General features: G+C 71.2%; 17 protein-coding genes and 2 pseudogenes. 17 read left to right on the top strand and 2 right to left on the bottom strand.

Features of this window, described 5'->3' with window-relative positions; translation table 11 throughout:
* The first annotated feature begins 746 nt into the window (after positions 1-746).
* From ACWC94_RS34890 to ACWC94_RS34815, 16 genes and pseudogenes are all read left to right on the top strand, one after another.
* Complete coding sequence (locus ACWC94_RS34890) at positions 747-1,106, top strand: transposase (RefSeq protein ID WP_450801292.1); 360 nt, start codon at positions 747-749, stop codon at positions 1,104-1,106.
* A gap of 426 nt (positions 1,107-1,532) precedes the next feature.
* Positions 1,533-4,979 carry a CHAT domain-containing protein gene (locus ACWC94_RS34885; RefSeq protein ID WP_450801291.1) on the top strand — a complete coding sequence of 1,149 codons (3,447 nt, stop codon included), beginning with the start codon at positions 1,533-1,535 and terminating at the stop codon, positions 4,977-4,979.
* Positions 4,976-5,290, top strand: a complete 315-nt coding sequence (locus ACWC94_RS34880) for a hypothetical protein (protein ID WP_450801290.1) — start codon at positions 4,976-4,978, stop codon at positions 5,288-5,290. The genes ACWC94_RS34885 and ACWC94_RS34880 overlap by 4 nt, the downstream gene beginning before the upstream one ends.
* Positions 5,287-5,934 carry a hypothetical protein gene (locus tag ACWC94_RS34875; protein WP_450801289.1) on the top strand — a complete coding sequence of 216 codons (648 nt, stop codon included), beginning with the start codon at positions 5,287-5,289 and terminating at the stop codon, positions 5,932-5,934. The genes ACWC94_RS34880 and ACWC94_RS34875 overlap by 4 nt, the downstream gene beginning before the upstream one ends.
* Positions 5,935-6,334: 400 nt before the next feature.
* Positions 6,335-6,535, top strand: a complete 201-nt coding sequence (locus ACWC94_RS34870; protein WP_450801288.1) for a DUF6229 family protein — start codon at positions 6,335-6,337, stop codon at positions 6,533-6,535.
* Between the two features lie 179 nt (positions 6,536-6,714).
* A complete protein-coding gene (locus ACWC94_RS34865) occupies positions 6,715-9,552 on the top strand; it encodes a type 2 lanthipeptide synthetase LanM family protein (protein WP_450801287.1) in 2,838 nt (945 codons plus the stop codon).
* Between the two features lie 236 nt (positions 9,553-9,788).
* A complete protein-coding gene (locus tag ACWC94_RS34860; protein WP_450801286.1) occupies positions 9,789-10,319 on the top strand; it encodes a DUF6817 domain-containing protein in 531 nt (176 codons plus the stop codon).
* 339 nt (positions 10,320-10,658) lie between these two features.
* Positions 10,659-11,633 (top strand): type II CAAX prenyl endopeptidase Rce1 family protein, encoded by a 975-nt coding sequence (locus ACWC94_RS34855; protein WP_450801285.1) that lies wholly within the window; start codon positions 10,659-10,661, stop codon positions 11,631-11,633.
* Between the two features lie 63 nt (positions 11,634-11,696).
* A pseudogene (locus tag ACWC94_RS34850) lies at positions 11,697-12,168 on the top strand (pyridoxamine 5'-phosphate oxidase family protein); the annotation flags it as partial.
* 271 nt (positions 12,169-12,439) lie between these two features.
* Positions 12,440-13,003: an ArsR/SmtB family transcription factor gene (locus ACWC94_RS34845; RefSeq protein WP_450801284.1), complete on the top strand. Its 564-nt coding sequence runs from the start codon at positions 12,440-12,442 to the stop codon at positions 13,001-13,003.
* A 38-nt stretch (positions 13,004-13,041) separates the two neighbouring features.
* Positions 13,042-14,466, top strand: coding sequence for an alpha/beta hydrolase family protein (locus tag ACWC94_RS34840; RefSeq protein ID WP_450801283.1), 1,425 nt, complete (start codon positions 13,042-13,044; stop codon positions 14,464-14,466).
* Between the two features lie 205 nt (positions 14,467-14,671).
* A complete protein-coding gene (locus ACWC94_RS34835; protein ID WP_450801282.1) occupies positions 14,672-16,690 on the top strand; it encodes a hypothetical protein in 2,019 nt (672 codons plus the stop codon).
* A 206-nt stretch (positions 16,691-16,896) separates the two neighbouring features.
* On the top strand, positions 16,897-17,418 hold the full coding sequence (locus ACWC94_RS34830) for a hypothetical protein (RefSeq protein ID WP_450801281.1): 522 nt from the start codon (positions 16,897-16,899) through the stop codon (positions 17,416-17,418).
* Positions 17,415-17,765, top strand: coding sequence for a transcriptional regulator (locus ACWC94_RS34825; RefSeq protein WP_450801280.1), 351 nt, complete (start codon positions 17,415-17,417; stop codon positions 17,763-17,765). Before ACWC94_RS34830 ends, ACWC94_RS34825 begins: the two co-directional genes overlap by 4 nt.
* On the top strand, positions 17,762-18,736 hold the full coding sequence (locus ACWC94_RS34820) for an ABC transporter ATP-binding protein (protein WP_450801279.1): 975 nt from the start codon (positions 17,762-17,764) through the stop codon (positions 18,734-18,736). The genes ACWC94_RS34825 and ACWC94_RS34820 overlap by 4 nt, the downstream gene beginning before the upstream one ends.
* Positions 18,733-19,704 (top strand): ABC transporter permease, encoded by a 972-nt coding sequence (locus ACWC94_RS34815; RefSeq protein WP_450801278.1) that lies wholly within the window; start codon positions 18,733-18,735, stop codon positions 19,702-19,704. The genes ACWC94_RS34820 and ACWC94_RS34815 overlap by 4 nt, the downstream gene beginning before the upstream one ends.
* Positions 19,705-20,280: 576 nt before the next feature.
* On the opposite strand, the gene ACWC94_RS34810 is transcribed toward ACWC94_RS34815, so the two are convergent.
* Positions 20,281-21,369, bottom strand: a complete 1,089-nt coding sequence (locus tag ACWC94_RS34810) for a M4 family metallopeptidase (protein WP_450801277.1) — start codon at positions 21,367-21,369, stop codon at positions 20,281-20,283.
* 150 nt (positions 21,370-21,519) lie between these two features.
* Positions 21,520-21,646: pseudogene (locus tag ACWC94_RS34805) on the bottom strand (IS5 family transposase); the annotation flags it as partial.
* A 255-nt stretch (positions 21,647-21,901) separates the two neighbouring features.
* Between ACWC94_RS34805 and ACWC94_RS34800 the strand changes: the two are divergent.
* A partial coding sequence (locus tag ACWC94_RS34800) for a hypothetical protein (protein ID WP_450801276.1) occupies positions 21,902-22,200 on the top strand: 299 nt, incomplete at its 3' end.

Below are 22,200 nucleotides of genomic sequence, written 5' to 3'. Positions count from 1 at the left end.
GCCAGTGCTGGGCGTCCCGCGCCTCCTGCGCCTCGCGGAGCTTCAGCTCGGCCTGCCGTACGTTGTGCGCGGCCTGCTCGGGGACCTGCTGCAGCCCGGCGCGCACCTGCCTGGGATCAGGCGTTGTTGGTGCCGCAGCAGTACGCGGACGCGGCGGCGGACGTCAGGCGGACGGTCCCGGCCTTGCGCACGGCGATCTTCTTCATGGGGATCTCCTTCTCTGCGAAGTGGTGCACAGCGCCGCCGGGGATCCGGACGGCGTACCCGATGTCTCGGGTGCTCTTGGGAGTGGGCGAGAAGAAACACCACGGCCATGATGAGCGCGTGAATTCCACGCAATAATTCGCTCGCGCAATGGGTGAATGGCCTGGAAGCGGGACCGGGAAGACGCCTGCCTTTCTTTTTGAATGCTTCACGGAACGACCTTGTTCACCACATCAGGATTCGCGCCCCGATTCGATGCTCGACAGATTTACATCCTGTGGGACGGGCATGTCAACGGCCTGGACGGGGTCGCTGTGGCAGTCGCCGAAGGGGTCTCCGCCCTGCTCATCAAGGGGAATCAAACGTTCAGTTATGGAGGTCGGGAGCGGTGGACAAGCGTGCCCGGGAAGGCCATAGTCGGCGCGTCGAACACGGTTGCGGTCAAGGGGGGCGCGTGAATCCTTGTCTCACGTGGCCCCGGCGATATTGCTTTAGGCAGGGCGCGCGGAATGGGGAAAGCCGTGCGCGGAATGGGGGGTACGATGAAATATGAGCTGGCCCGACGGCTGGTGCCGGACGGGATGTGGAGCCTGGTCGAGCCTCTGCTGCCGGGCTTCACGGGACGCCGGCAGGGCGGCGGCACGGCGCCGCTGAACGAGAGGCAGACCTTCACCGCGGTGGTCTACGTCCTCACCTCGGGTTGTACGTGGCGGCAGTTACCGCCGTGGTTCGGGGTCTCGCCCGCCACGGCGCACCGTCGCTTCATCACCTGGACTCGCGTGTCTCTCTGGGGCCGCCTGGACGAAGCCGCCGCCGGGCACGCCGACGAACTGTGGATCAACGACGTCGTCACCACGGCCCGCAAGAGAGCGGCGGCGCGCACCTCGTCGGACCCTTGCTGATGTCCGCCACGTGAGATGACCGTTATGTCGGTTGTGTCGGCATCCTGTGTGTCGTGCCTGTTGTCCTGACCGGCCACGCACATCGGCGCACGGCCGATCCTCTCGCACGGCAAGGCAACGCCCGCCCCGTCACCGAACGTGGTGGCGGGGCGGGCGTTGCGGGGAGGGGCGGTGGGTTCGTGCCGGCGGTGAGGTGTCCGCTGCGCACACCGGCGGGGAGCGGTGAGGAGGACTGTGCCGATGACCGATCCGGCCCGAGCGCGCCCCCTGCACCCAGGAACCGGCACCGCCGCCCCTCGCGCTCCAGTCACGGTGTTCCCGCTCCTGCGATCGGTGCTTCTTTCCTCATCGGCCGATGCGGACCCTCCATGAGCCGTAGGATCGCGGCACGGACGTGGACGGGGTGCGAACGTCGCGGGGAGCGAAGTGCGGTTGTCGCTGGCGGAGTTGACGGAGCTGCGGGTTCCGCCCCCGGAACTCGCCGACCGGGTGCTGGGGCCCGTGCGGGACCGGGCCGCGGCCGGCCCGCCGGAGGATCTCACTCCGGAGGAACGGCAGTTGTGGTACGCCCTGGTGGGCGCGGTCTGTGAGCGGCTGGGCGATCTGGACGGCACCGTGCACCACTTCGGCATCGCCCTGACGGAGCTCGACGACGCCAGCGACGACCGGCCCGATGCGGAGTTCCGCCTCGGCGTCGCCCTCCACTCCCGGTTCACGGAACGCGGGGACCTCGACGACGCCCAACAGGCGATCAGCCTCTTCCGGGCCGTACTGACCGTGGCCGACGAGGGCACCTGGCCGCGTCTCATGGCCGCGGCGCACCTGGGGCGGTGCCTGACCGACCGGTTCACGGCAAGCGGGGACCCGGCCGACCTGAAGGCGGCCAGGACCCTGCTGGAGCGGGAACTCGACACCGCGGGCGAACCGCCGCCCTCGACCGGTGACGGAGACCCTGAGGAACTCCACACCCGGATCTCCGCCCTCGACGTGCTGGGCGAGTGCCTGCGCGAACAGGCCGAACTCGACCACGACGAACACCTGCTGACCAACGCCCTCGACCGTGCCCGCCAGGCGCTGGACCTCGCCGGTGACGACCCCGGCTTCCGCGCCGCACCCGAGAAGGGGCTCGCCCGTACCCTGCTCGTACGAGCCGTGTGGCTGAAGTCGGAGGAGGACTTCGACGAGGTGATCCGGCTGCTCGACCCCTCGGGGCCGGTCGCCCAGGCGGAGAGTCCGGCGGCGCGCGCGGTGAACCTCGGTATCGCCCACTTCGAGCGCCACCGCCTGCTGGGCGCCCGCGAAGACCTGGCACGGGCCCGCACGGCACTCGAACGGGCCCTGACCGGGCTGCCGCAGGGTTCCGCCGCGCACGCCGGAGCACAGCTCAACCTCGCGGTCGTACTCCGGGAAACCGCCGCCGATTCGGCCGACGGGGCGGAACTGCTCGACCGGGCCGTGGAGTTGGCCGAGGACGCGGCAGCGGCCCTGCGGGTCCGGTCGCCGCTGTACGCCGCGGCCACCGCCGCCGCGGCCGAGGCACGGATCGCCCGTCAGGCACAGGGCGGGGGCGGCGGCGCGGTGGAACTGGAGGAAGCCTGCGGGAGGTTGGAGGCGGCGGCACCGTATCTGCCGCCCGGGGGCGGATTGCTGGCCGCCTCCTTCCGCGACGCCTGGGGCAGCGCCCTGGTCCGCCTCGCCGGCCTCACCTCCGACCCCGATGCCCTGGACCGGGGCGTGGACCTGCTGCGGCGGGCGCTCGCCGATCCGGGTGGGGTGCCCGACCGGCCCCGGACAGCGGGGAATCTCGCGGCCGGTCTGTACGAGCGGTTCCTCGCTCGCGGCTCGATGGGCGACCTGGACGAGGCCATCGAACTGTGGCAGGAGGCCGTGGACAGCAGGCGCCCGGGATCGCCGCACACCGTCACCGCGCACAGCGGGCTGGCCGTGGCCCTGCACCAGCGGTACGAGCGGCGTGGCGCGGCCGCCGACCTGGACGAGGCGGTGCAGCGGCTGCTGGCCGCCGCCACGCGGCCGGCGGACCCGGCCGAACGCCGAGCCGTCCTGAACAACCTCGGCCATGCCCACCAGGCGCGCTACGAGGCCACCGGCGACCCGCGGGAACTGGCCCGCGCGGTGGCCGCCCAACGGGAGGCCGCCGGCCAGGGCGGGCCGGAGGCGGGCTCGCCCGTGAACGCCCGCATCGGACTGGCACTCGCGCTGGGCGCGCAGGCCGAACGCACCGGTTCGGCGGCGCTGGCCGAGGAGGCGGCGGCCCAAGCCGAGGCGGCCCGTACCGAGGCCCATCCGGCGTCACGGGCGTGGGTGTCGGCCGTGTTCGTACTGGCCGGGCTGTGCCGACTGCGCCAGGCGCTGACCGGCGAGACGGAGCTGCTGAGAGACGCCGAGGAACTGTACCGGCAGGGCTACGAGGCGGCCCGTGAACGGTATCCGGCCGCCGCGGCGGAAGGCGCGATGGAATGGGGCCTGTGGCAGACCCGGCTGGAGCGCCATCCGCAGGCCGTGGCCGCCTTCGACCTCGCCGAACAGGCGGTGGGACGGCTCGTGGCCGAGCAGGGACAGCGCGCGGCCAAGGAGACCTGGCTGCGCACCTCGCGCGGCCTCCCCGCCGCGGTGGCCGTGGCGGCCTGGCGGTCCGGCGACCTGGTGGGCGCGGTCACCCGGCTCGAACGTACCCGCGCACTGCTGCTGGCCGAAAGCCTGCGGCTGGGCGAATCGGCGGCGGACGGCACGACCGGCACGGGTGCACTCACCGGCACTGCCATCTACCTGGTTCCGGGCGCCGAAACAGGCGTGGCCTTCACCGTCGCGGAGTCGGCCGTACGGGCCACGCCCCTCGACGGTCTGGGCGCGAGGGCACTCGCCGCCTGGCGGGACGGGACGTGGCATGACAGCGAGCGGCTCGACCGGTTCGCCCGGTGGGCCTGGGAGAACGTCCTGGCCGCGGTGGTGCCCGGGCAGGGCGCGCCGTTCACCCTGATCCCCGTGGGGGAGCTGGTGCACCTGCCCTGGCAGACGGCGTATGCCGCACCCGATGCCGGCCGGCCGGCCCGGTTCCTGCTCGACGGCCACGCCGTCGGCTTCGCCCCCTGTCTGCGCGTGCTGCCCACGGGCGGACCCGCCCGGGTGCCCCGGTACCTAGGAGTGGCGGTGGGGCGCGGCACGGGTCTGCGTGAACTCCCCTTCGCCGAGCGGGAGGTACGGGCGGCTGCCGACCGGTTCGCCGAGTCCCTGGTGATGGTGGACGAGGCGGCCACACCCGAACGGGTGCTGGACTGGCTGCAACAGGGCGGCGGCGTCGCACACTTCGCCTGCCACGCCGAGACGGACCCGGCCGAACCCCTCTCTTCCGCACTCGTCCTCGGCGGCGGCGCGCGCCTCGCCGTACGCGATCTGCTGGACCTCCGCGGCGAACTCGACCTGGTGATCCTGTCCGCATGCGCCACCTCCGTGGCCGGCCGGGAGCTGCCCGACGAGGTGGTCGGCCTGCCCGGCACCCTCATCGGGGCCGGTGCGCGGGCGGTGGTGTCGGCGTCCTGGCCGGTCAACGACCTCGCCGCCTGCCTGGTGATGACCGACTTCGTGGGCCGGTGGGCCGAAGGGACAGCACCGGCGGAGGCGCTGCGCGCCGCGCAGACAGGGCTACGGGACCTGCCGCACGGCGCGCTGGCGAAGCGACTGCGCGTGCTGCGCGGCCCGGTCGTCACGGAGACACCGCCCACCCCGCCTTCGCAGGCTCCCGCCCGCCCCTTCGGATCGCTCTCCGACTGGGGGGCGTTCACCTACACGGGCCATGCCGGCACCGGCCGATCAGACGGACACCCCCGACGGGACCCCACGGGAGAGCACCGATGAGCACAGCGTCGTCCCTGCCCTATCAGCACGGCACCGACCCCCAGTTCGCGCAGCGCGCCGCGGCCACCTTCACCGTGGAGGACTTCGGCTCCGCGCTGGTGCTGTCCGGGCCTTGCCCGCGGTGCGCTCAGGAGATGGAGTTCACGCTGGTGAAAGCACTGTTCCGGGACGGCACGGGGGCGGCTCCCGCACCCGGCCGGCCGGTCGTGATGTTCTGCACGGCCGAGGCGGTGTACGACGGCTCTCCGGACGGCAGGCCCGGCTGCGGTGCGTTCTGGAGCTTAACGCTCCCGGCCGGAGCGGGCGGATGAGCGGCGGACTGCTGCCCGGCCCCCCGCCGACCGCCGCCCAACTGCGACGGGCCAGGTCGGTGCGGCGGGCCCTGGAACGGGAGCTCGACCGGGTGCGTGAGGTCGCCGTGGCCTGGCGCAACGGGCTCGGCGCGATCATGGCAGGCCTCGTCGGGTTCAGCCTGATCAAGGGCCGCAGCGACATCGGACAGATCGCCCCCGGCTGGTCCGCCGCCGTCGGACTGCTGCTCCTGGCCGCACTGGCGGTGGGCGGAGCGGGCGCCCTCTGCCTGCTGCGCGCGGCGCACGGTCGTCCGTACGCCCGCTGGCTGTCCGAGGCCGACGACGTGACCGGACGGCCGCTGCAGGTCGAGGACCACGACGAGGCACTGGCCAGCGCCGGCTTCCTGCGCACGGGGACGATCCTGACCTGCCTGTGCACGGCACTGCTGGTCGCCGCGGTCGGAACGACCTGGTACGCCCCGCCGAAAGACCCCCCGGGACTTCTGGTCCGGCAGGGCGCGACGTCCCTGTGCGGAGAGGTCGTCTCGGCCCGCCGGGGAACGGTCGTGCTGAAGGTGGGCGGTGTCGCCATGACCGTGGACCTGTCCCGGGCCGACTCCCTTACTCCGGTGCCCTCCTGCCCCGCGCCCGCCTCCGGGTAGGCGGGCGCGTCAGCCCTCTGTCTGGCGCCGCCGCCCGGTCGGCTGGGACCACCTCGTCGTGCGCGCATCGGATGCCAGCAGTCAGGGCAACCTCTGACCACCCCTTGAGGCCGGCGAGGCGCACCGGCGATCGATCAAGGTTCCCCTCGCACGTACCCCCACGGACGTCGAGACCTCTTTCCGCCACCTCCCACGACCTCACCACGGCGTGCGCCGGAGCGTGCCGTTGCCCGAAACGCTGCACGGTGTGGCCGTCGTACCCCCTCGTCGGCCCCGGAGACGGTGCAGCGCCGCACCAGCACCACATGAGTGTGGCCGAATCGGTCATCTGACGTGTGTTCGGAAACGGCCATACTCAGGGCTGGGCAATCCGCCCCATTCCTACGTCCGGAGGCCACCCATGCCCCAGACCCGTGTGTCCCACACCGCCGTGATCGAAGCCTGGCTGTCGGGTGCGGAGAGCGCGTACGGCCAGTCCAACCCCGCCGGGCCGCTGTACGTCGGCGGCACGGCCGCCGAGGCCGCACTCGTCGACCCGAGCGACTCCCTCTACGGCTTCTGTTCGAGCCCGAGCGGTTCGCACGGCAGTTGGTGCTGCTGACACGTCCGCCTCGCCCGTTGAGGCGGTCGGTGCCCTGTGAGGGCCTCCGGATGCGGAAAGCTCTCACGAAGTGAGGTTCTACGAGCAGGGGCGTGGGGAACCGGTCTGGTGAAACGATTCCCCACGCTCCGTCCGGGCGCCGTCGACGGCGCGACGCGACGGCACGGGGAAGGCGGACGGTGAGCGGTTCGGGGCTGGAGACGCGAGACGAGGCGGAATGGTTCACCCAACCCGTACGAGGCATCGCCCGGCCCTGGCGGGACCAGCTGGCCCGGCGCCTGGCCGGCGTGGACGCACTCGGCCGGCAAGAACGGGACGTGGTGCTGGAGGCCGGGCACACCGCCCTGCTCAGGTCCTTGCACGCCAAGCTCTCCCGCCTGTTCCTGATCGAGTTGCACGCGCTGCGCCTGACGGCAGGTGAGGCGGGAGCAGGGAGCGGCGCGGACGCCGTCACCGACAGGGAGACGTGGTCCGCGTTCATCGAGCAGGCCAGCGAGCCCGGCTACCTCGACCGGCTGGCCGGCCGGTACCCGAGCCTCGGCCGGCGGATCGCGTCCGTGGCACGGCTGTCGGTGACGGCGACGGCGGCGTTCGCGACACGGCTCGCCGCGGACCGCGCGGTGCTGGCGCCGTTGCTGGGCCGATCGCCGGGAGAGCTGCGCGCCGTCGGCTTCGGCGCGGGCGACAGCCACCGGGGCGGACTGACCGTCAGCCGGGTCGACTTCGCGGGCGGAAGCGTCATGTACAAGCCCCGGCCGTCGGGGATCGACGTGGCGCTGGGCGCCCTGCTGGACGACCTGTTCGCGGACTTCCCCGGTGCCCCGGCGGCGGACGAGCGCATCCGCGTGCCGCGCACTCTGGCGCGTGAGGGGTACGGCTGGGCCGAGTTCGTGCCCCACCGGTACTGCGCGGACGACGCCGAACTAGCCGCGTTCTACCGGGGTGTCGGACACTGGCTGGCCGTCCTCCGGTTCACCGGCGGTACCGACATGCACGCCGAGAACATGATCGCCGCGGGTCCGGTGCCGGTGATCGTGGACGCCGAGACACTCTTCGACGCCCCGGCGCCGTTCCCGCCCAGCGACCGGGGTGACGCGGTGGACGTGGCCGCGGCGGCGATCCGCCGTACGGTGCTGCGGACCGGACTGCTGCCCGTGCGCGGCACGGGGTTCGCGCTCGGCGGAGTGGACATCTCCGGGGTCGGGGCGCTGCCCGGTCAGCAGCCGCTGATCCCGAACCCGGTGATCGCGGACGGCGGCACCGCGGCGGCCCGCTTCCAGGTGGACCTGGTGGCGATGCCCCGCACCGGCAACCACCCCGGTCCCACGCCGGTCCTCAGCACGTACTGGGACCGGATCCTGGCCGGCTTCCGCGAGATGACCGCGCACCTGCACCGGCCCGGCCAGGACCCGTACCGGCTGCTGCGCCGCTTCGAGGGCACCCGGGCGCGGCGTATCCGGAGGCCCACGCAGGCGTACGTCGACATCGGACGGATGCTGTGGCATCCGGCGTCGTTGCACGACGAGGCGGCAGCCGTCGAGCGGGCCCGGGACATCCTGCGGCGCAACGCCGAGGTGCTGCCCGGTGCGCCCACCGACCGCGCGACCATCGACAGCGAGATCGCGGACCTGCTGGCCGGCGACGTACCGATGTTCACCTTCGAGGTGGACGCGACCGCCGTACGCGACACGGTCGAGGACTGGCGCACCGCCGATCTGGCGCTGGAGGAGGCGGTGATCCAGGACGCGCTGGTGGGGGCCTACCTCAACGAGCGTTCGCTGCCCGCCCGGGTGCAGGCCGCCGCCCGCGACCCGCACGCCCGCGACCGGGACCGGCGCCGCCGGGACCTGGCCGCGCAGATGGTACGGCGGCTGTGCGACGGCGCGGTGCGCGGCGCGGACGGTACGGTCACCTGGATCAGCCCCGTCTTCACTCCCGCCGGATGGTCCATCCGGGTGCTGCCCGCCGACCTCTATACCGGGCAGGGCGGGGTCGCGCTGACGCTCGCGGAGTACGTGACCGAGGTACGGGCCGGCCGGGCCGACGACATACCGGGCGTGGCCGAAGCGTTCGAGGGCGCCCTGCGCGTGCTGCTCGGCACCGAGGACCGCACGCCGACGCCGTCGGCCGGGGCGTTCAGCGGTGCCGCCTCCCAGGTGTGGACCTGGCTGGCGCTGCACCGGGTGCTCGGTGAGGGCCGGCTGCTGGAGCGGGCCGCCGAGCGGGCGCAGCTGCTCGCCGAGGGCGCTCCGCTGGTCGAGGAGGACGTCGAGGTGGACCTCCTCAACGGGGTCGCCGGCGCGATCGTCCCCCTGCTCGGCCTGGCCACCGCGACCGGGCAGGACCGGTGGCTCGGCGCCGCCGCGCACATCGGGCGCCGGCTGACCGGGCTGGCCACGCTCGACGCGAGCGGCGCCCGCTGGACGACCCGGCTCAACCCCGAGGGCATCGGCGGCTTCGCCCACGGCGCCACCGGCATCGGCTGGGCGCTGGCCCGGCTCGCCCTCAGCGACGCCGGCTCCATGGCCGAACGCCGCGGCTGGAGGCACCTCGCTCAGCAAGCCTTCGCCTTCCAGGAATCCCTCTGGCAGCCCGGACAGGGCAACTGGCTCGACGTCCGGATCGGCGCCGAGGAGGACTTCTTCACCAGCTGGTGCCACGGCAGCGCGGGGATCGGCATCGGCATGCTCGACCTGCACCGGCGCACGGGCGATCCGTTCCACCTCGACATGGCCCACCGCGCCGCCCGCGCCTGCGCCACCGAGGGCTTCGGCTGGAGCCACACCCTCTGCCACGGCGACCTGGGCCTCTGGGAGTTCCTCACCTCCCTGGGCTTCGGCGACCCGCTGGACCTCGACGCGGAGATCCTCACTGGTCTCGAACAACGCGGCCCCGTCGGCGGTCTGGCCCGCGAGGCGTTCTCACCCAGCCTCATGTCCGGCCTCGCAGGCGTCCTGCACACGCTCCTGCGTATGCATCCCGCGGCGGACCTGCCCCAGCCCTTGCTCCTGGACTGACGCCGGAACAGCGACCAGTCACCGGGTGGCCGCGACCCCGAGCAGGGCGGCGCCTCCGCCACCACCCGCTGACGCATTTCCCACGACTCGTCGGGCTCCCGGCTGATCGCGAAGTGACAAGCGGCAGCCTGGCGCGCCGGCCGGTCTCGCGATGGCAGCGTGGCCGGCGGCTTCGCGTCCAGCGATCATGGGTGCCCTGGAAGCGGACGGCGACGGTTCGGACGGGTGATGTCGAGATGACCGCAGAAGCACTGACGATCTTGCAGGCGGCCGGAGCGGAGGCTATCGAGCATCCGGGCGGCACACTGCTGGCGCACCTGCGGCGAGTGAGCGCCCTTCTCGCCTCCTGGGGTGCTCGCCCGGCGCTGGTGTCGGCCGGGCTGTGCCACGCGTTCTACGGGACCGACGGCTTCCCGGTCGCGCTGCTGGACCTGGGGCGCCGGGCGGAACTGGTCGAGGCGATCGGCACCGAGGCCGAAGCACTCGTCTATTTCTACGCCTCATGCGACCGCGAGTCCTCGTACCGTGGGCTGAGCGATGACCAAGGCGTGTTCGTCGACCGCTTCACAGGCACACGGACGCGTCCAAGTGTCGAGGCGCGTCGGGACTTCGCCGAGCTCACCGCCGCCAACGAGCTGGACATCGCCGCAGTCAGCCCGGAGGTCCGCTCCCGCTACGGGTCACACCTGCTCGACCTGTTCACCGGCTGGCGGCCTCTGCTGTCCGAGTCGGCCTGGGCGCATTGCCGCAGCGTGCTGGGCCAGTAACGGCGCAGCGCGCCGGTGAGCGCCGGGCTCACCGCGCGGGCCCTGGGACCGGACATGCCCTCCTGCTCGAACCGCCGCTGCCAGGTGCGCAACGTCTGCGGCGCTCGTCAGCTCTGGAGCGGCAACCGTGATCACCGAGTACATCGAAGGTTGTACAGGTGATTCATCAGCAGACATGAGGTTCTGGTCCACGCGGACGATGAGGATGGCGGAAAGGCCAGGCCCCGCACCGGGTTTCAGCCTCGGAGGCGGACGCGACCGCACACAGCGGCGGCTGAGCCACGGCCGTGGACACCTGACCCACCAGAGTGTCCGACAAGGAACCGCCAAGGAGTTGTTGTGGACGCCGGCTCTACCAAACCCCGCCGTGGCACGCCCGCCCCCTCACGCGCCGAGGTCCTGGGCCGGGCTGTCATCGGCGGCCTCATCATGGCCACGTCGTTGGGTGTCGGCACAGTGTTGGGCTCGTCGGCCGCCGACGCCGCCGGAGCCGCTGGTCTCACGGCGCGGTTGATACCGGCCGCGCTGGTCACCGCATGCGCCGTTCCCTGCGTCCTCCTCGCCGCGCGCCGCGACCGCCGACCGCTGCAGTGGCTCGGATTCGGCAGCGCGACCGCGAGCCTCCGCGCCTTCCTGACGGGCGTGGGGGTGACGGCCGTGGCGGCTGCGCTCGTCCTCGGTGCGGGGACCGCCGCGGGCATGCTGCGCTGGACGCGCCCCGATCCCACCGCTCTCGCCTGGTTCGTCGTCTCCAACGGCATGGTCGCATTCCTGCTTGAGGCGCTGCCGGAGGAGACGACGCTGCGCGGCCACAGCTGGGCCTGGCTGCGCGAGCGGTTCGGCGGCACGGGCACCGCCCTCGGCACGACGGCGGTGTTCCTGCTGGTGCCGGGGACCTCGACCCTGGTGCAGGCCGGGACCGCGCGCCTGCTCGGCGCTGAGCCCGTGCCGGTGGGGATCGCGCCCGATGGGCAGCCCCCGGTCGACTACCTGATCCTTGTCTCGGTGTTCGGTCTGACCCTCGTCGCGGCCCGCACGGCGTTGGGCTCGGCTCCGCTGTGGGCCGCCATCGGCACTCATCTGACCTTCCTGACCGTCAACCGCGTCGTGCTGGAGGGCGACAAGCGCGATGCCGGCTGGTCCGCTGACCAGACGACCCCGGACGCGATCCTGCTCATACCCGCGTACCTCATCCTCGCCACCGCCGGATTCGCGGTGTGCCGACGGCTGGAACGGCGGCGCAGGGCCCGCCACAGCGTGCCGGCATCTCCAACAGCCGGTATTGCGGCTCGCCCTCAAGGCGGTGGAGGGTGAGGGGCAGGGGGTATGCCGTCGCAGAGCGGCGAGCCAGGTGACAGATGACCGACGCTCAAACACCTCCGGACGGACGCCCTCACCAGCCCGGACCTGCTGCGCGAGCTCCACCCGCAGCCGAACCCGAACTCGCTCCGCAAGGAGATCGACCGCCTGACCGAGGAGGCCCGGGCGCCATGCACAACGTGCTGCAGACCGGACGCGTCGGACTGCTCTTCCTCATCCCAGGCCGCCCGACCACCGCTGCGCGTCAATGGCCGCGCCTGCGTTTCGGGCGCGCCCCGAGCTGCTCGCCCAACTCACTCCCGTCGGCAAACCGCCGGTCACGGCGATTGTGGTGCATGTCGAGCAGGTCTATCCGCACTGCCCGAAGTCGCTGATGCGCGCCAACGCCTGGCGACCGGAGCAGTGGGTGCCTGCCGACGCCCCACCGACCAGCGCCGAGGTGACGCTGGCCCAGCTGAACCTGCCGGGTCTGACCGTCGACCAGATCGAGGAGGTCGAACGGGAGTCACTGCGCCTGCGTTACGAGTGAATGCGGACTGAGTCCCTCCTCGGCGACCGAGCTCTCCACGGCCTGGAGTCTCCATCATCCGCAGCGTTCTCCGCTCGACCGGAAGCAGAGAGCACCACCAGCGTTCCCGGCCCTTCGGTGACCGGCAGGAACGGTCCGATGAACTCCCGCCCCGTCTCGGTGAGTTACGGCATTCCTGGTCTGTGCTGTACGGCGAGGTGGTGACTCGGTCCGCATCCGAGAGTTGCAAGGGCTCCTTGCAAATGCTCTTTGCAACTCATAGCCTTCTGGCGTGGCCGAACAACCGCCCGCCCAAGAGATCACCGATGTCGAGGCACTGCGCGTCTTCGCGCACCCGATGCGCCAGAAGATCGAGCAATGCCTGCGCCGGGGGCCGCGCAACTCCGCCGCGCTCGCACGCGAGTTGGGCGAGAGTACGGGGCTGGTCAGCTACCACCTGCGGCAGCTGGCCAAGCACGGCTTCGTCGAGGAGGTCCCGGAGCTGGCGAAGGGGAGGGAGCGGTGGTGGCGGGCAGTGCCGGCGGACCGTCGGTTCCCGCCGTACAGCCGACAGACGCCGGAGATGCGCGAGGCGCTGACCGAGATGCATCGTCTCAACCTCGCCGAACTGATCGACTCCGCCCGGCGGTTCGAGGAGGCGCGCGCCACGCTGGGGCCCTGGGCCGACGCGGCACTCTTCTCGCGCGCCACACTCCGGGTCGACCCCCGCCAACTCCGCGCGTTCTTCGAGGAGTACATCGCGCTCCTCTACCGGTACTCGACCCCGGAACGAGCAGACGCGCCCGAGGCGCGGACCGTGCTCGTCCGGCTGCTGGGAATTCCCGAGACCGACTGACCGCGCGGCCCGACCGACGACGAAGGGGGACACTCGCCGTGCTGCTCTCGGCTACGTCCGCATCACTGATACGCGGCGTGCTGGCCGCCCTGTCCGGGGCGTTGGCCGGCGCCCTGCTCCTGCTGGCCGCACCAGTGGCGCACGCCGACGGGAACGGGCTGGTCCGCCAGGAGGTCACCTTCCGGGGCGGCGGTGGGCTTGTCCTGCACGGCACCATCCTCAGCAGGACCAGAACACCCAGGCCGGGACCCGGCATCGTACTCGTCGGCGGCTCGGGCCCCGGGCCCCGGGAGGAGTACCGGCAGGAGGCCGAGGCGTTCGCCGGGGCCGGGATCACCATGCTCGTCTACGACAAACGGACCGTCGGCTACTCCCCGCTCCATCGGGACTTCGGCCTGCTGGCCGACGACGCACTCGCCGGAGTGCGGTTGTTGCGGTCCAGGACCGGGGTGAACCCGCGCAGGGTCGGGCTGTGGGGTTTCAGCGAGGGGGGCTGGGTGGCGCCGCTGGCCGCGTCGCGCTCGGCGGACGTCGCGTTCGTCGTCACCATCGGCGGGTCCGGCTACGACCCGCTGCGTACCCAGGCCTGGAACCTCACCGTGCATCTGCGCCACCAGGGGATGGGTGGACCGTTCCGTCGCACCCTGGCCGGCCCCGCCACCCAGTTCATGGCCTCGATCGGTCTGTTCCCCGCGGCCGGCTACGCCCCCTTGCCGGTGCTGGAGCGGCTCCACCGAACGCCGGTGCTGGCGTTGTGGGGCGATCACGACACACAGGTGCCGCCCCAGGAGAGCGCACGGATCTTCCGCGAGGCCCTGGCCCGTGCAGGCAACCGGCACGCCGTCATCGGCTTCGTCGCCGGCGGCGCGCACAACGGGCACCGCACGGCGGACGGGTTCGACCGGATCGGCGGCCCCCTCTTCCACGGCAAGAAGCTGGGCGAGCTGACCCCGACCTATGCGCGGACCATGACCTCATGGGTGCGGGCCGTCGCCGCCGGCCACCCACCGGCGTCGAGCGCCGCCCCCGGACCCGGGCAGGCGCTCGCCACCACCCCCGTACCGCGACACGTCTGGTACGCCTGGCTCGCCCCGGCGCTGCTGCTCCTCGGCTTCGCCGCCTATCCGTTGGGTGCCCTCCTGCGCCGGGGGCCGGTCCTGCGCCCGGTGCGGTGGCTGGCCGGGCTCGGCCTGCTGGCCGTCGCGGCGACCGTGACCTGCCCGCTCGCCGTCTTCGTGGCGGGGAACGGTGCAGCGGCGCCCGTTGTGTGGGGCCGTCCGGCTTTGTGGCTGGTGGTGCAGGGGCTCGCCGTCGCCGTGGTGGTGTCCGCCTGTGTGTCGGTAGCCGCACTCCGACGCCGACGACCGACGCCGACCTGGGCGCTCTGGCTGCGCCTGACCCCGGTCGGGCTGGCCGCGGTCGGATTCGTACCGTGGGCGGTGTGGTGGGGCGTTGCTGCGTGACGGCCCTCGGCGACTCCAGCAGACTCCTGAACGCCCGTTGATGACGACTGAAGACAGGCCCCCAGAACGGTTGGTTGGTGCCTCAGGCTCAGTCGCGAGGTGATGACGCCGTAATCACCTCCCCGCAGGAACCGGGGCGAACCGCGCACGCATCTCACTGCAGGGACGGTTCGAGCGGATAGAGCGGACGTGTGGGGGAGTGCCCGTGTCCAGCCCTGGTTTGTCCGAGGCCGAAGCGATGCTGTGGGACGCCTTTCCCAGGGGGGAGCTGGTCGACCTCGGCGGAGTTTCTCGCGAGTCCGCAGGCGTACGGGCTGAGGTGATAACACGCCTTCTCCTCGGCGAGCGGCAGCCCGAGCCCGGACATGTGCCTGCCCTGCGAGTGCGCGGCGCGGTGGTGAGGGGGAATCTTGATCTGTCGGGCTGCGATGTGCCTCACGCCCTGACACTGAGGGACTGCATGTTCCAGGGAAGGCCCGCTTTGGAGGGTGCCCGCACCAGACGGGTTGACTTCAGCGGTTCACAGATGCCCGGCTTGCTGCTTTGCGACGCGCGCGTCGACGGCCTCCTGCGTCTTGCGGAGTGCCGCAGCGACGGTGCACTGCGTCTCACACGAGCCCACATCACCGGTACGGCAGACCTGACGGGAATGTCGGTCCGGGGCGCTCCCGCCCTTCACGCCGACAGTCTGCTCGTGGAACGGGACATCATCTGCCGTGACGCCATCGTCAACGGTGAGATGCTGATGTGGAGCGCGCGGGTCGGCGGGACCCTGGTTCTGGAAGGGGCCCGCATCACCAACCCGGGCGGTGCGACTCTCAACGGGGACGGCCTCGTGATTGCCGCCGGCCTCTTCTGCGGCAACGCCCTCGGACGGTCTGGGCACGCCCTGCGATCGCTGGGCGAACTGAGACTGCAGGACGCGAAGATCTCCCGATGCTGCCTGCTGAGCGGTGCGAAGCTCTCCCGTTCCTCGGGTGCGGCTCTGAACGCCGATCGCCTGCAGGTGGAAGGACTCCTCGCCCTGGACGCAGGCTTCACGGCCGACGGACCAGTCACACTGACCGGAGCCACCGTGCACGGTCCGCTGGTGTTGAAGGACGCGACACTCAACGCCACCGGTCAACGGGCCCTTGATGCCGCGCTCGCCCACATCGGTGGTGACCTCGCGTCTTCCGGCCTTACCGCCCTCGGAGAGGTACGCCTTGAGGGCACGCGGATCAGTGGCTCGGCCGATCTCGCGGGCGCGCGGATCCACAATCCTGAAGGCGAGACCCTGTCCGCCCGGCGACTACACGTCCTGGGCCGGTTGTACTGCGGCAACCTGGTCTCGCAGGGGCATGCCGTCCTCACGGACGCCAGTGTGGCGGCCAGCGCCGAGTTTCACGGAGCCCGTCTGACCAACCCAGCAGGCAACACGCTGACCGCACGGGGCCTGACCGTTGGCGGCGCACTCGACTGCTGCGAGGGCTTCCTCTCGCACGGCCGGGTCTCGCTCTCCGGCAGCCGCACGGCAAGCGCGCTGTGCCTGGAGGGGGCGACCATCGAGGGCCCGCTGTCAGTGAGGAGGATCAGAGCAGGTGTGGTCAAGACCGATGCGCGCACCCAGCTGCACGGTCCCGTCGACATCCGGCACTCCCAGATCGACGTACTCGCCGACACCCCCGGTTGCTGGCCCGACGACCTGCGGTTGGACGGTCTCGTGTACGACCACTTGGATGCACCGTTCCCCCTCCACGACCGGCTTGCCTGGCTGTCCAAGGAAATCGGTGGCCACCTGCCACAGCCCTACGAGCAACTCGCCGCCACGTACTCCCGGCAGGGCCACGATGCCGCGGCGCGTGAGGTCCTGCTGGCCAAGTGCCGTGCCCATCGCGCCGGCCAGCCGTCCGCCGTGCGCCTGTGGGGCCACATCCAAGACTGGACAGTGGGCTACGGCTATCGCCCGATCCGCGCTGCGGGATGGCTCGTGCTGTTACTGCTGGTCGCAACGATCGCCTTCGACGTCCGTCATCCACCCGCGGTGAAGCCCAGCGAGGCTCCGCCGTTCAATGCCTTCCTCTACGCGCTGGATCTGCTGGTCCCTGTGGTGGGTTTCGGGCAGGAGCAGGCCTTCAGCCCGACGGGCTGGCAGCAGTGGCTCGCGGCGGCGCTGATGGCCTCGGGCTGGGTCCTCGCCACCACCATCGCCACCGGCCTCACTCGTACGCTGTCCAGGCGATGACCTCATCGGCGGCCGAGGCGGGCAGCGGACCAGAGGTGGGCCTTCGCTGCACAGCACTGGCCACCGGGTGCGGCGGTGTCACTTCGACTTGCCTGCCGGGAAAGTCAACGCTAACTTTCCTGGTAGGCAAGTCAACGCGGGGGCGGTCCGGCCTGATCCGGTCCGGCGCGCCCCGGCAGTCCAAACGTCTTCGGGGAGGCGGTGGCATGACCACACCGGTGGATGCCGAGCGGGCCTGGCAGGATCTCCAGCGGATCCGGGTGCCGCAGGAGCGGGTGTACGACGAGATCGAGCGATGCGCGCACGGTGATCGCAAGGCGACCTACATGACGGCCGCGATCATGTGGGTCTTCCTTGCCGGCATGGGGCTCAAGCTCCCGGCGTGGGGCCTGTGGCTGATGCTCGCAGCCTATGCGGGGACCCTGGGCACTTTGGCCGTCGTCCACAGCCGCCGCACGCGGGTGCGGCTGCACCACTCCCGGTACAGCTGGCGCAGCTTCGCCACGTTCATCGCGGGCGGATGTGTCACCGGCGGCACCATCCTGCTCTCCGACCACCTGGCGGAGTCACTCGCCCTGCCCTGCCCGAGCCTGATCACGGCCACCGTCGCGGCTGCCGTGTTCGTCCTCTTCACCGGACCGGCGAACCGCTGGGCGGTCAGCCCACTCCGCGAACGCGCGCTGCGCGGCCACGCCACACAAGCCATTCACGAGGAGACGGGTCCATGAGCACCCCCGCGGGCTTCGACGAACTGATCCATCCCTCCACCCGGTTGTCGATCATGGCCCTGCTGTCCGCCACGGAATGGGCCGACTTCCCGTTCATCCGCGACAGCCTCTCGCTCAGCGACTCCGCGCTCTCCAAGCAGCTGCACACCCTGGAGGAGGCCGAGTATCTGGAGATCCGCAAAGAGGGCGGCGGGCGCAAACGCCGCACCAAGGTACGGCTGACGGCCCACGGGCGCACCGCCTTCGAAGGCCATGTCACCGCTCTCCGCGCCATCGTCGAGGGCACGGGCCCTGCGGCGGCGCAGCAGACGGCACCCGAACAGCAGCACGCGGAGGCGAGCCGATGACCAGAACCCCCGCCGCAGCAGCCGGCTCCCGCCAACCGGTCGTCTCCGCACGGGGGCTGCGGATGTCGTACGGCAGCACCGAGGTGCTCCAAGGCGTCGACCTGGACATCCACCGCGGGGAAGTCTTCGCCCTGCTCGGCCCCAACGGCGCCGGGAAGACCACCACCGTCGAGATCCTGGAAGGCTTCCGGGAGCGCTCCGCCGGCGAGGTCCGCGTCCTCGGCAAGGACCCGGCGCACGCAGACGACGCCTGGCGTGGCCGGATCGGCCTGGTGCTCCAGTCGTGGCGCGACCACGGCCGCTGGCAGGTCGCCGAACTGCTGCGGCACTTCGCGACCTACTACCCCGATCCGCGCGACGCGGAAGAGCTGCTGGAGCTGGTCGGTCTCACCCACCGAGCCCGGCACCGGGTCGACCAGCTGTCCGGCGGCCAGCGGAGGCGCGTCGACGTCGCGCTCGGCATCGTCGGCCGCCCCGAGCTGCTCTTCCTGGACGAGCCCACCACCGGCTTCGACCCCGAGGCGCGGCGCGAGTTCCATGACCTGGTCGAGCGGCTGGCCCGCGACGAAGGCGTCACCATCCTGCTGACCACCCATGACCTGGCCGAGGCCGAGCGTCTCGCCGACCGGATAGCGATGCTGGTCAACGGCCGTATCCGGGTCTGCGGCACACCTGCCGAGCTCGCCCGGCGGGCCGCCGCCCAGGCGGAGGTCCGCTGGACGGAACCCGACGGCGTGCCGCGCCGCGAACGCACCGCGGATCCCTCCCTGCTGGTCTGGGAGCTGCACCGCGCGGCCGACGCGCCGATCGCCGACCTGGAGGTCCGCCGCCCGACGCTGGAGGACACCTATCTGCACATGGTGCACGAGCTCGCCGGCGCCACCACGGGGGCCCGGAGCGCCGCGGACGCCGCAACCACCGACAACACAGCCCTGGTGGGCGCCCGGGCAGGGGAGGAACGATCCGTATGAGGGAGACGGACATGACAGCGGTGCGGCACAGGACCGCGCGGCGCGGGACCGGCGCGACGGACGGCGCTCACGGCAGAGCCACCGGCGACCCGGGGCCGGACCGCACCGGCGGCCGGCGGCTGCGCTCATGGCAGGCCGGGCTGCGGCGCGGCGGTATCGAGGTGCGTCATCTCCTGCGCAACCGCAAGGAGTTCGTCAGCCATCTCAGCAATGTGGTGGTCGCCCTGGTGGTCGCCTCCTTCATCCATGACGACCTGCCCGGTACCCATACCCCCGTCGCACACCTGACGATCGCCGGGTTCACCGCGTATGTCGTGTTCCAGGTGGGGCTGATCAACCTCCCGCAGATCCTGGTGACCGAGCGCGACGAGGGCACCTTGCTGCGGCTGCGGGCCACGCCCGGCGGCATACCGGCCTATCTGGTCGCCAAGTCCGTGCTGATCGTCACCATGGCGATGGGCATCATCACTGTCCTGCTGGGCGCCGCCGCCTTGTTCGTGGACGGGCCGCTGCCGCACAGCCCCGGCGGCTGGCTGACGCTGATATGGGTCATCGCCCTCGGGCTGCTCGCCGTCGTACCGCTGGGCGCGGCCATCGGGGCCGTGCTGCCCAACGCCCGCGAGGCGCTGGCGATGGTCATGCTGCCCGTGATGGCGCTGCTGGTGACGTCGGGGGCGATGTTCCCCATCGGCCGGCTGCCGGGGGTGGTGCAGGACGTGGCGTCCGTCTTCCCGCTCCGGTGGATGGCGCAGGGCGTGCGTTCGGCCCTGCTGCCGGACGCCGCGCGGGCCGCGGAGCCGTCCGGCTCCTGGCAGCTGCCGACAGTCGCGCTGGTGCTGGCCGGCTGGGCCGTCGTCGGCTTCCTGCTCGCCGTCCCGCTGCTGCGCCGCGCCGCCCGCCGCGAGTCCGGCTCCCGGCTGACCGAACGCCAGGGCAAGGCGCGGATGAGCGGCGCCCTTCCGATGTAGCGCGTCTTCTCAGTGTCAGCAGGAACACGATCTGCAGGTAAGCGGCCGAGTTCATGGGCACCGAGCCGCCCTCACAGCCGGGTGCACCCATCCCTCACTCCTGCAGCAGACGCCGTCAACAGCCACTGCGCACAAAGCCAGAGGCGACGGCTGCGCGCATGGTGGGCCGATCGGCATGCCCTGCCCCGGTTCGGCTGCCGGCCACTCAGCCCGCGCACCGCCCTGCTGGCGGTGGGTACGACGCTGCACATGCTCAACGGAGCGTTGATCGGCTGGGCAAGCCCCATGACGTGATGACCGGCATCACGTCACCCGCGGCCATTCGCCTCCGGAGCCTCGTCGGAAGCGGCGGCGGAGATCCACGTCCAGCAACAGGTATCCGGACCGGTCTCGCGCAGTGCGCCCAGCAACCGCTCCGTTGACTCGAGACCGGGCCGGCAGACCCCACGCCGCTGAGGTACCCTCCGAAGCGGCCTCCGCCGGGGGAGCGTCGGCAGGCCCGCGGCGACAGTGGCGGCCCAGAAGCGGTGCACCCGGCCCGGATCGCACAGCGTCCACTTGGATGATCGCTGAAGATCACGCAATTCCGTTGGTCGGCACGCCTACCTGCGACCACGCCTTGAGTACCGCCTGGTACTCCTCGCCGTCCCCGTAGCGTTGCCTGGCGGCGGTCGCCGTGAGTGCTGCGAACGTCGCGAAGTCCGCGTTGGATGGGAGCCGCCCGCCGGTGAGCGTGTCGTACCAGATCTGTCCGGCGCGTTCCCAGGAGTACTCGCCGAGGGCTGTGGCGACCAGGTAGAACGCATGATTGGGGATACCGGAGTTGAGGTGCACGCCGCCGTTGTCGGTGGCCGTCTTGATGTAGTCGTCCATCGAGGCGGGCTGCGGGTCCTTGCCGCCGAGCCGCGGGTCGTCGTAGGCCGTTCCGGGGGCTTTCATCGAGCGCAGGCCTTTTGGATGGTTCTCGTAGCCGCGGACGGTCGGGCCGAGCAGGTCGGCGCCGATCATCCAGTCGGCCTTCTCGGCGGTGTGGCCAAGCGCCCACTGCTTGATGATGCTTCCGAAGACGTCCGACACGGACTCGTTGAGCGCGCCGGACTGCCCGTAGTACTCCAGGTTCGCCGTGTACTGAGTGACGCCGTGCGTCAGTTCGTGGCCGATGACGTCGTAGCAGCTGGTGAAGTTCAGGAAGATCGTGTCGTCCCCGTCGCCGAACACCATCTGCTCGCCATTCCAGAAGGCGTTGTCGTACATCTCGCCATAGTGCACAGTGGCGATCAGGGGCAGTCCCCTGCCGTCGATGGAGTTCCTGCCGTACGCCTTCAGATACAGGTCGAAGGTGTAACCCAGACCTTCGTAGGCTTGATCGACCGCGGGGATCTCGCTGTCTTGGCCACCCTCGATGCGGACCTGCGTGCCCGGCAGGGTCTGCTTGTGGTGCGCGTCGTCGATGGTGCGCTGCGGCCGGTCGGCGCCGGCCTCGCCCGCGACGGCCTCTGCTGCCCCGAGGACGGCGGTCAGGCGGCGCTTGGTACGCACGGAGGCGTCGTGTTCCAACGTAGTACGGGCGGGGGCGGCAAGCTCTGGGTCCGCCGCTCGTGAGAGATGCTCGAGCATGTGCGGCGGGACGATTGTGCAATGGGTTAACGCCTGATCGTTGGTCATGTAGGTATACATGACAAGGAGTCGCCAGGATATGACTAATCGTGCCAGTTTTACCGAGAACGGCGGACACCGCTGGTGCGCTCTTGCGCGTATCGCCCACGTCAGGAGCGATGCGAGGGCGGACAGCCGCTTGGTAGGACTTGGCCGCGATGGCGGTGAACTGGGTGCAGTCGTTGTTGTTCCCGCCCGTGAGGGTGAAGGCGAGCGGGCGGACGATGCCGTCGGGGGCGAGGTGGATTCTGCCGGTCAGACCGCCACACGAGCGTCCGAGGCCCGGGCTGCGGATCCCCTTTTCGAGCTTTGGCGGCCTGCTGGCGGGCGCATTCGGAGTACACCTCGATGGCGCGTGCCGGACATGGCCTCGAGGAGTTCTACCGCCCGTTCGAAGGAACGGTCATCGACGACACCGAGGTCTTCAACGACAAGTGCAGGAATTCGAGAACTCATGTAACTAACATCGTGTGCGCCGACAGTCGATCACCCAAAGTCCGGGAAGTATCCGAAGAGGCTGGTTGCGGGAGGAGTTTCCAAGATGGCGCAGGCGGGTGCTGCTAGGTTTGCCTCGGTTTGGTTTCAACAAGGCGGGCCGGCGGTGGAGGCTCGGCACAACCTGACCTCTGATCAGCATCAGCAGACGGTCAACGAGTTGTTTGGCAGGGGGTTCCGACCCATCTGGGTCAGCGGCTACGGCAATGAGCCTCGCTTCGCCTCCATCTGGCTGCAGGAGGATGGTCCGGCGGTGGAGGCTCGGCACAACCTGACGTCTGATCAGCATCAGGAGACGGTCAATGAGTTGTTTGGTAGGGGGTTCCGGCCGATCTGTGTGAGTGG

It is taken from the genome of Streptomyces sp. NPDC001135, assembly GCF_053598395.1.
This window is presented reverse-complemented; position numbering and strand designations above follow the sequence as displayed.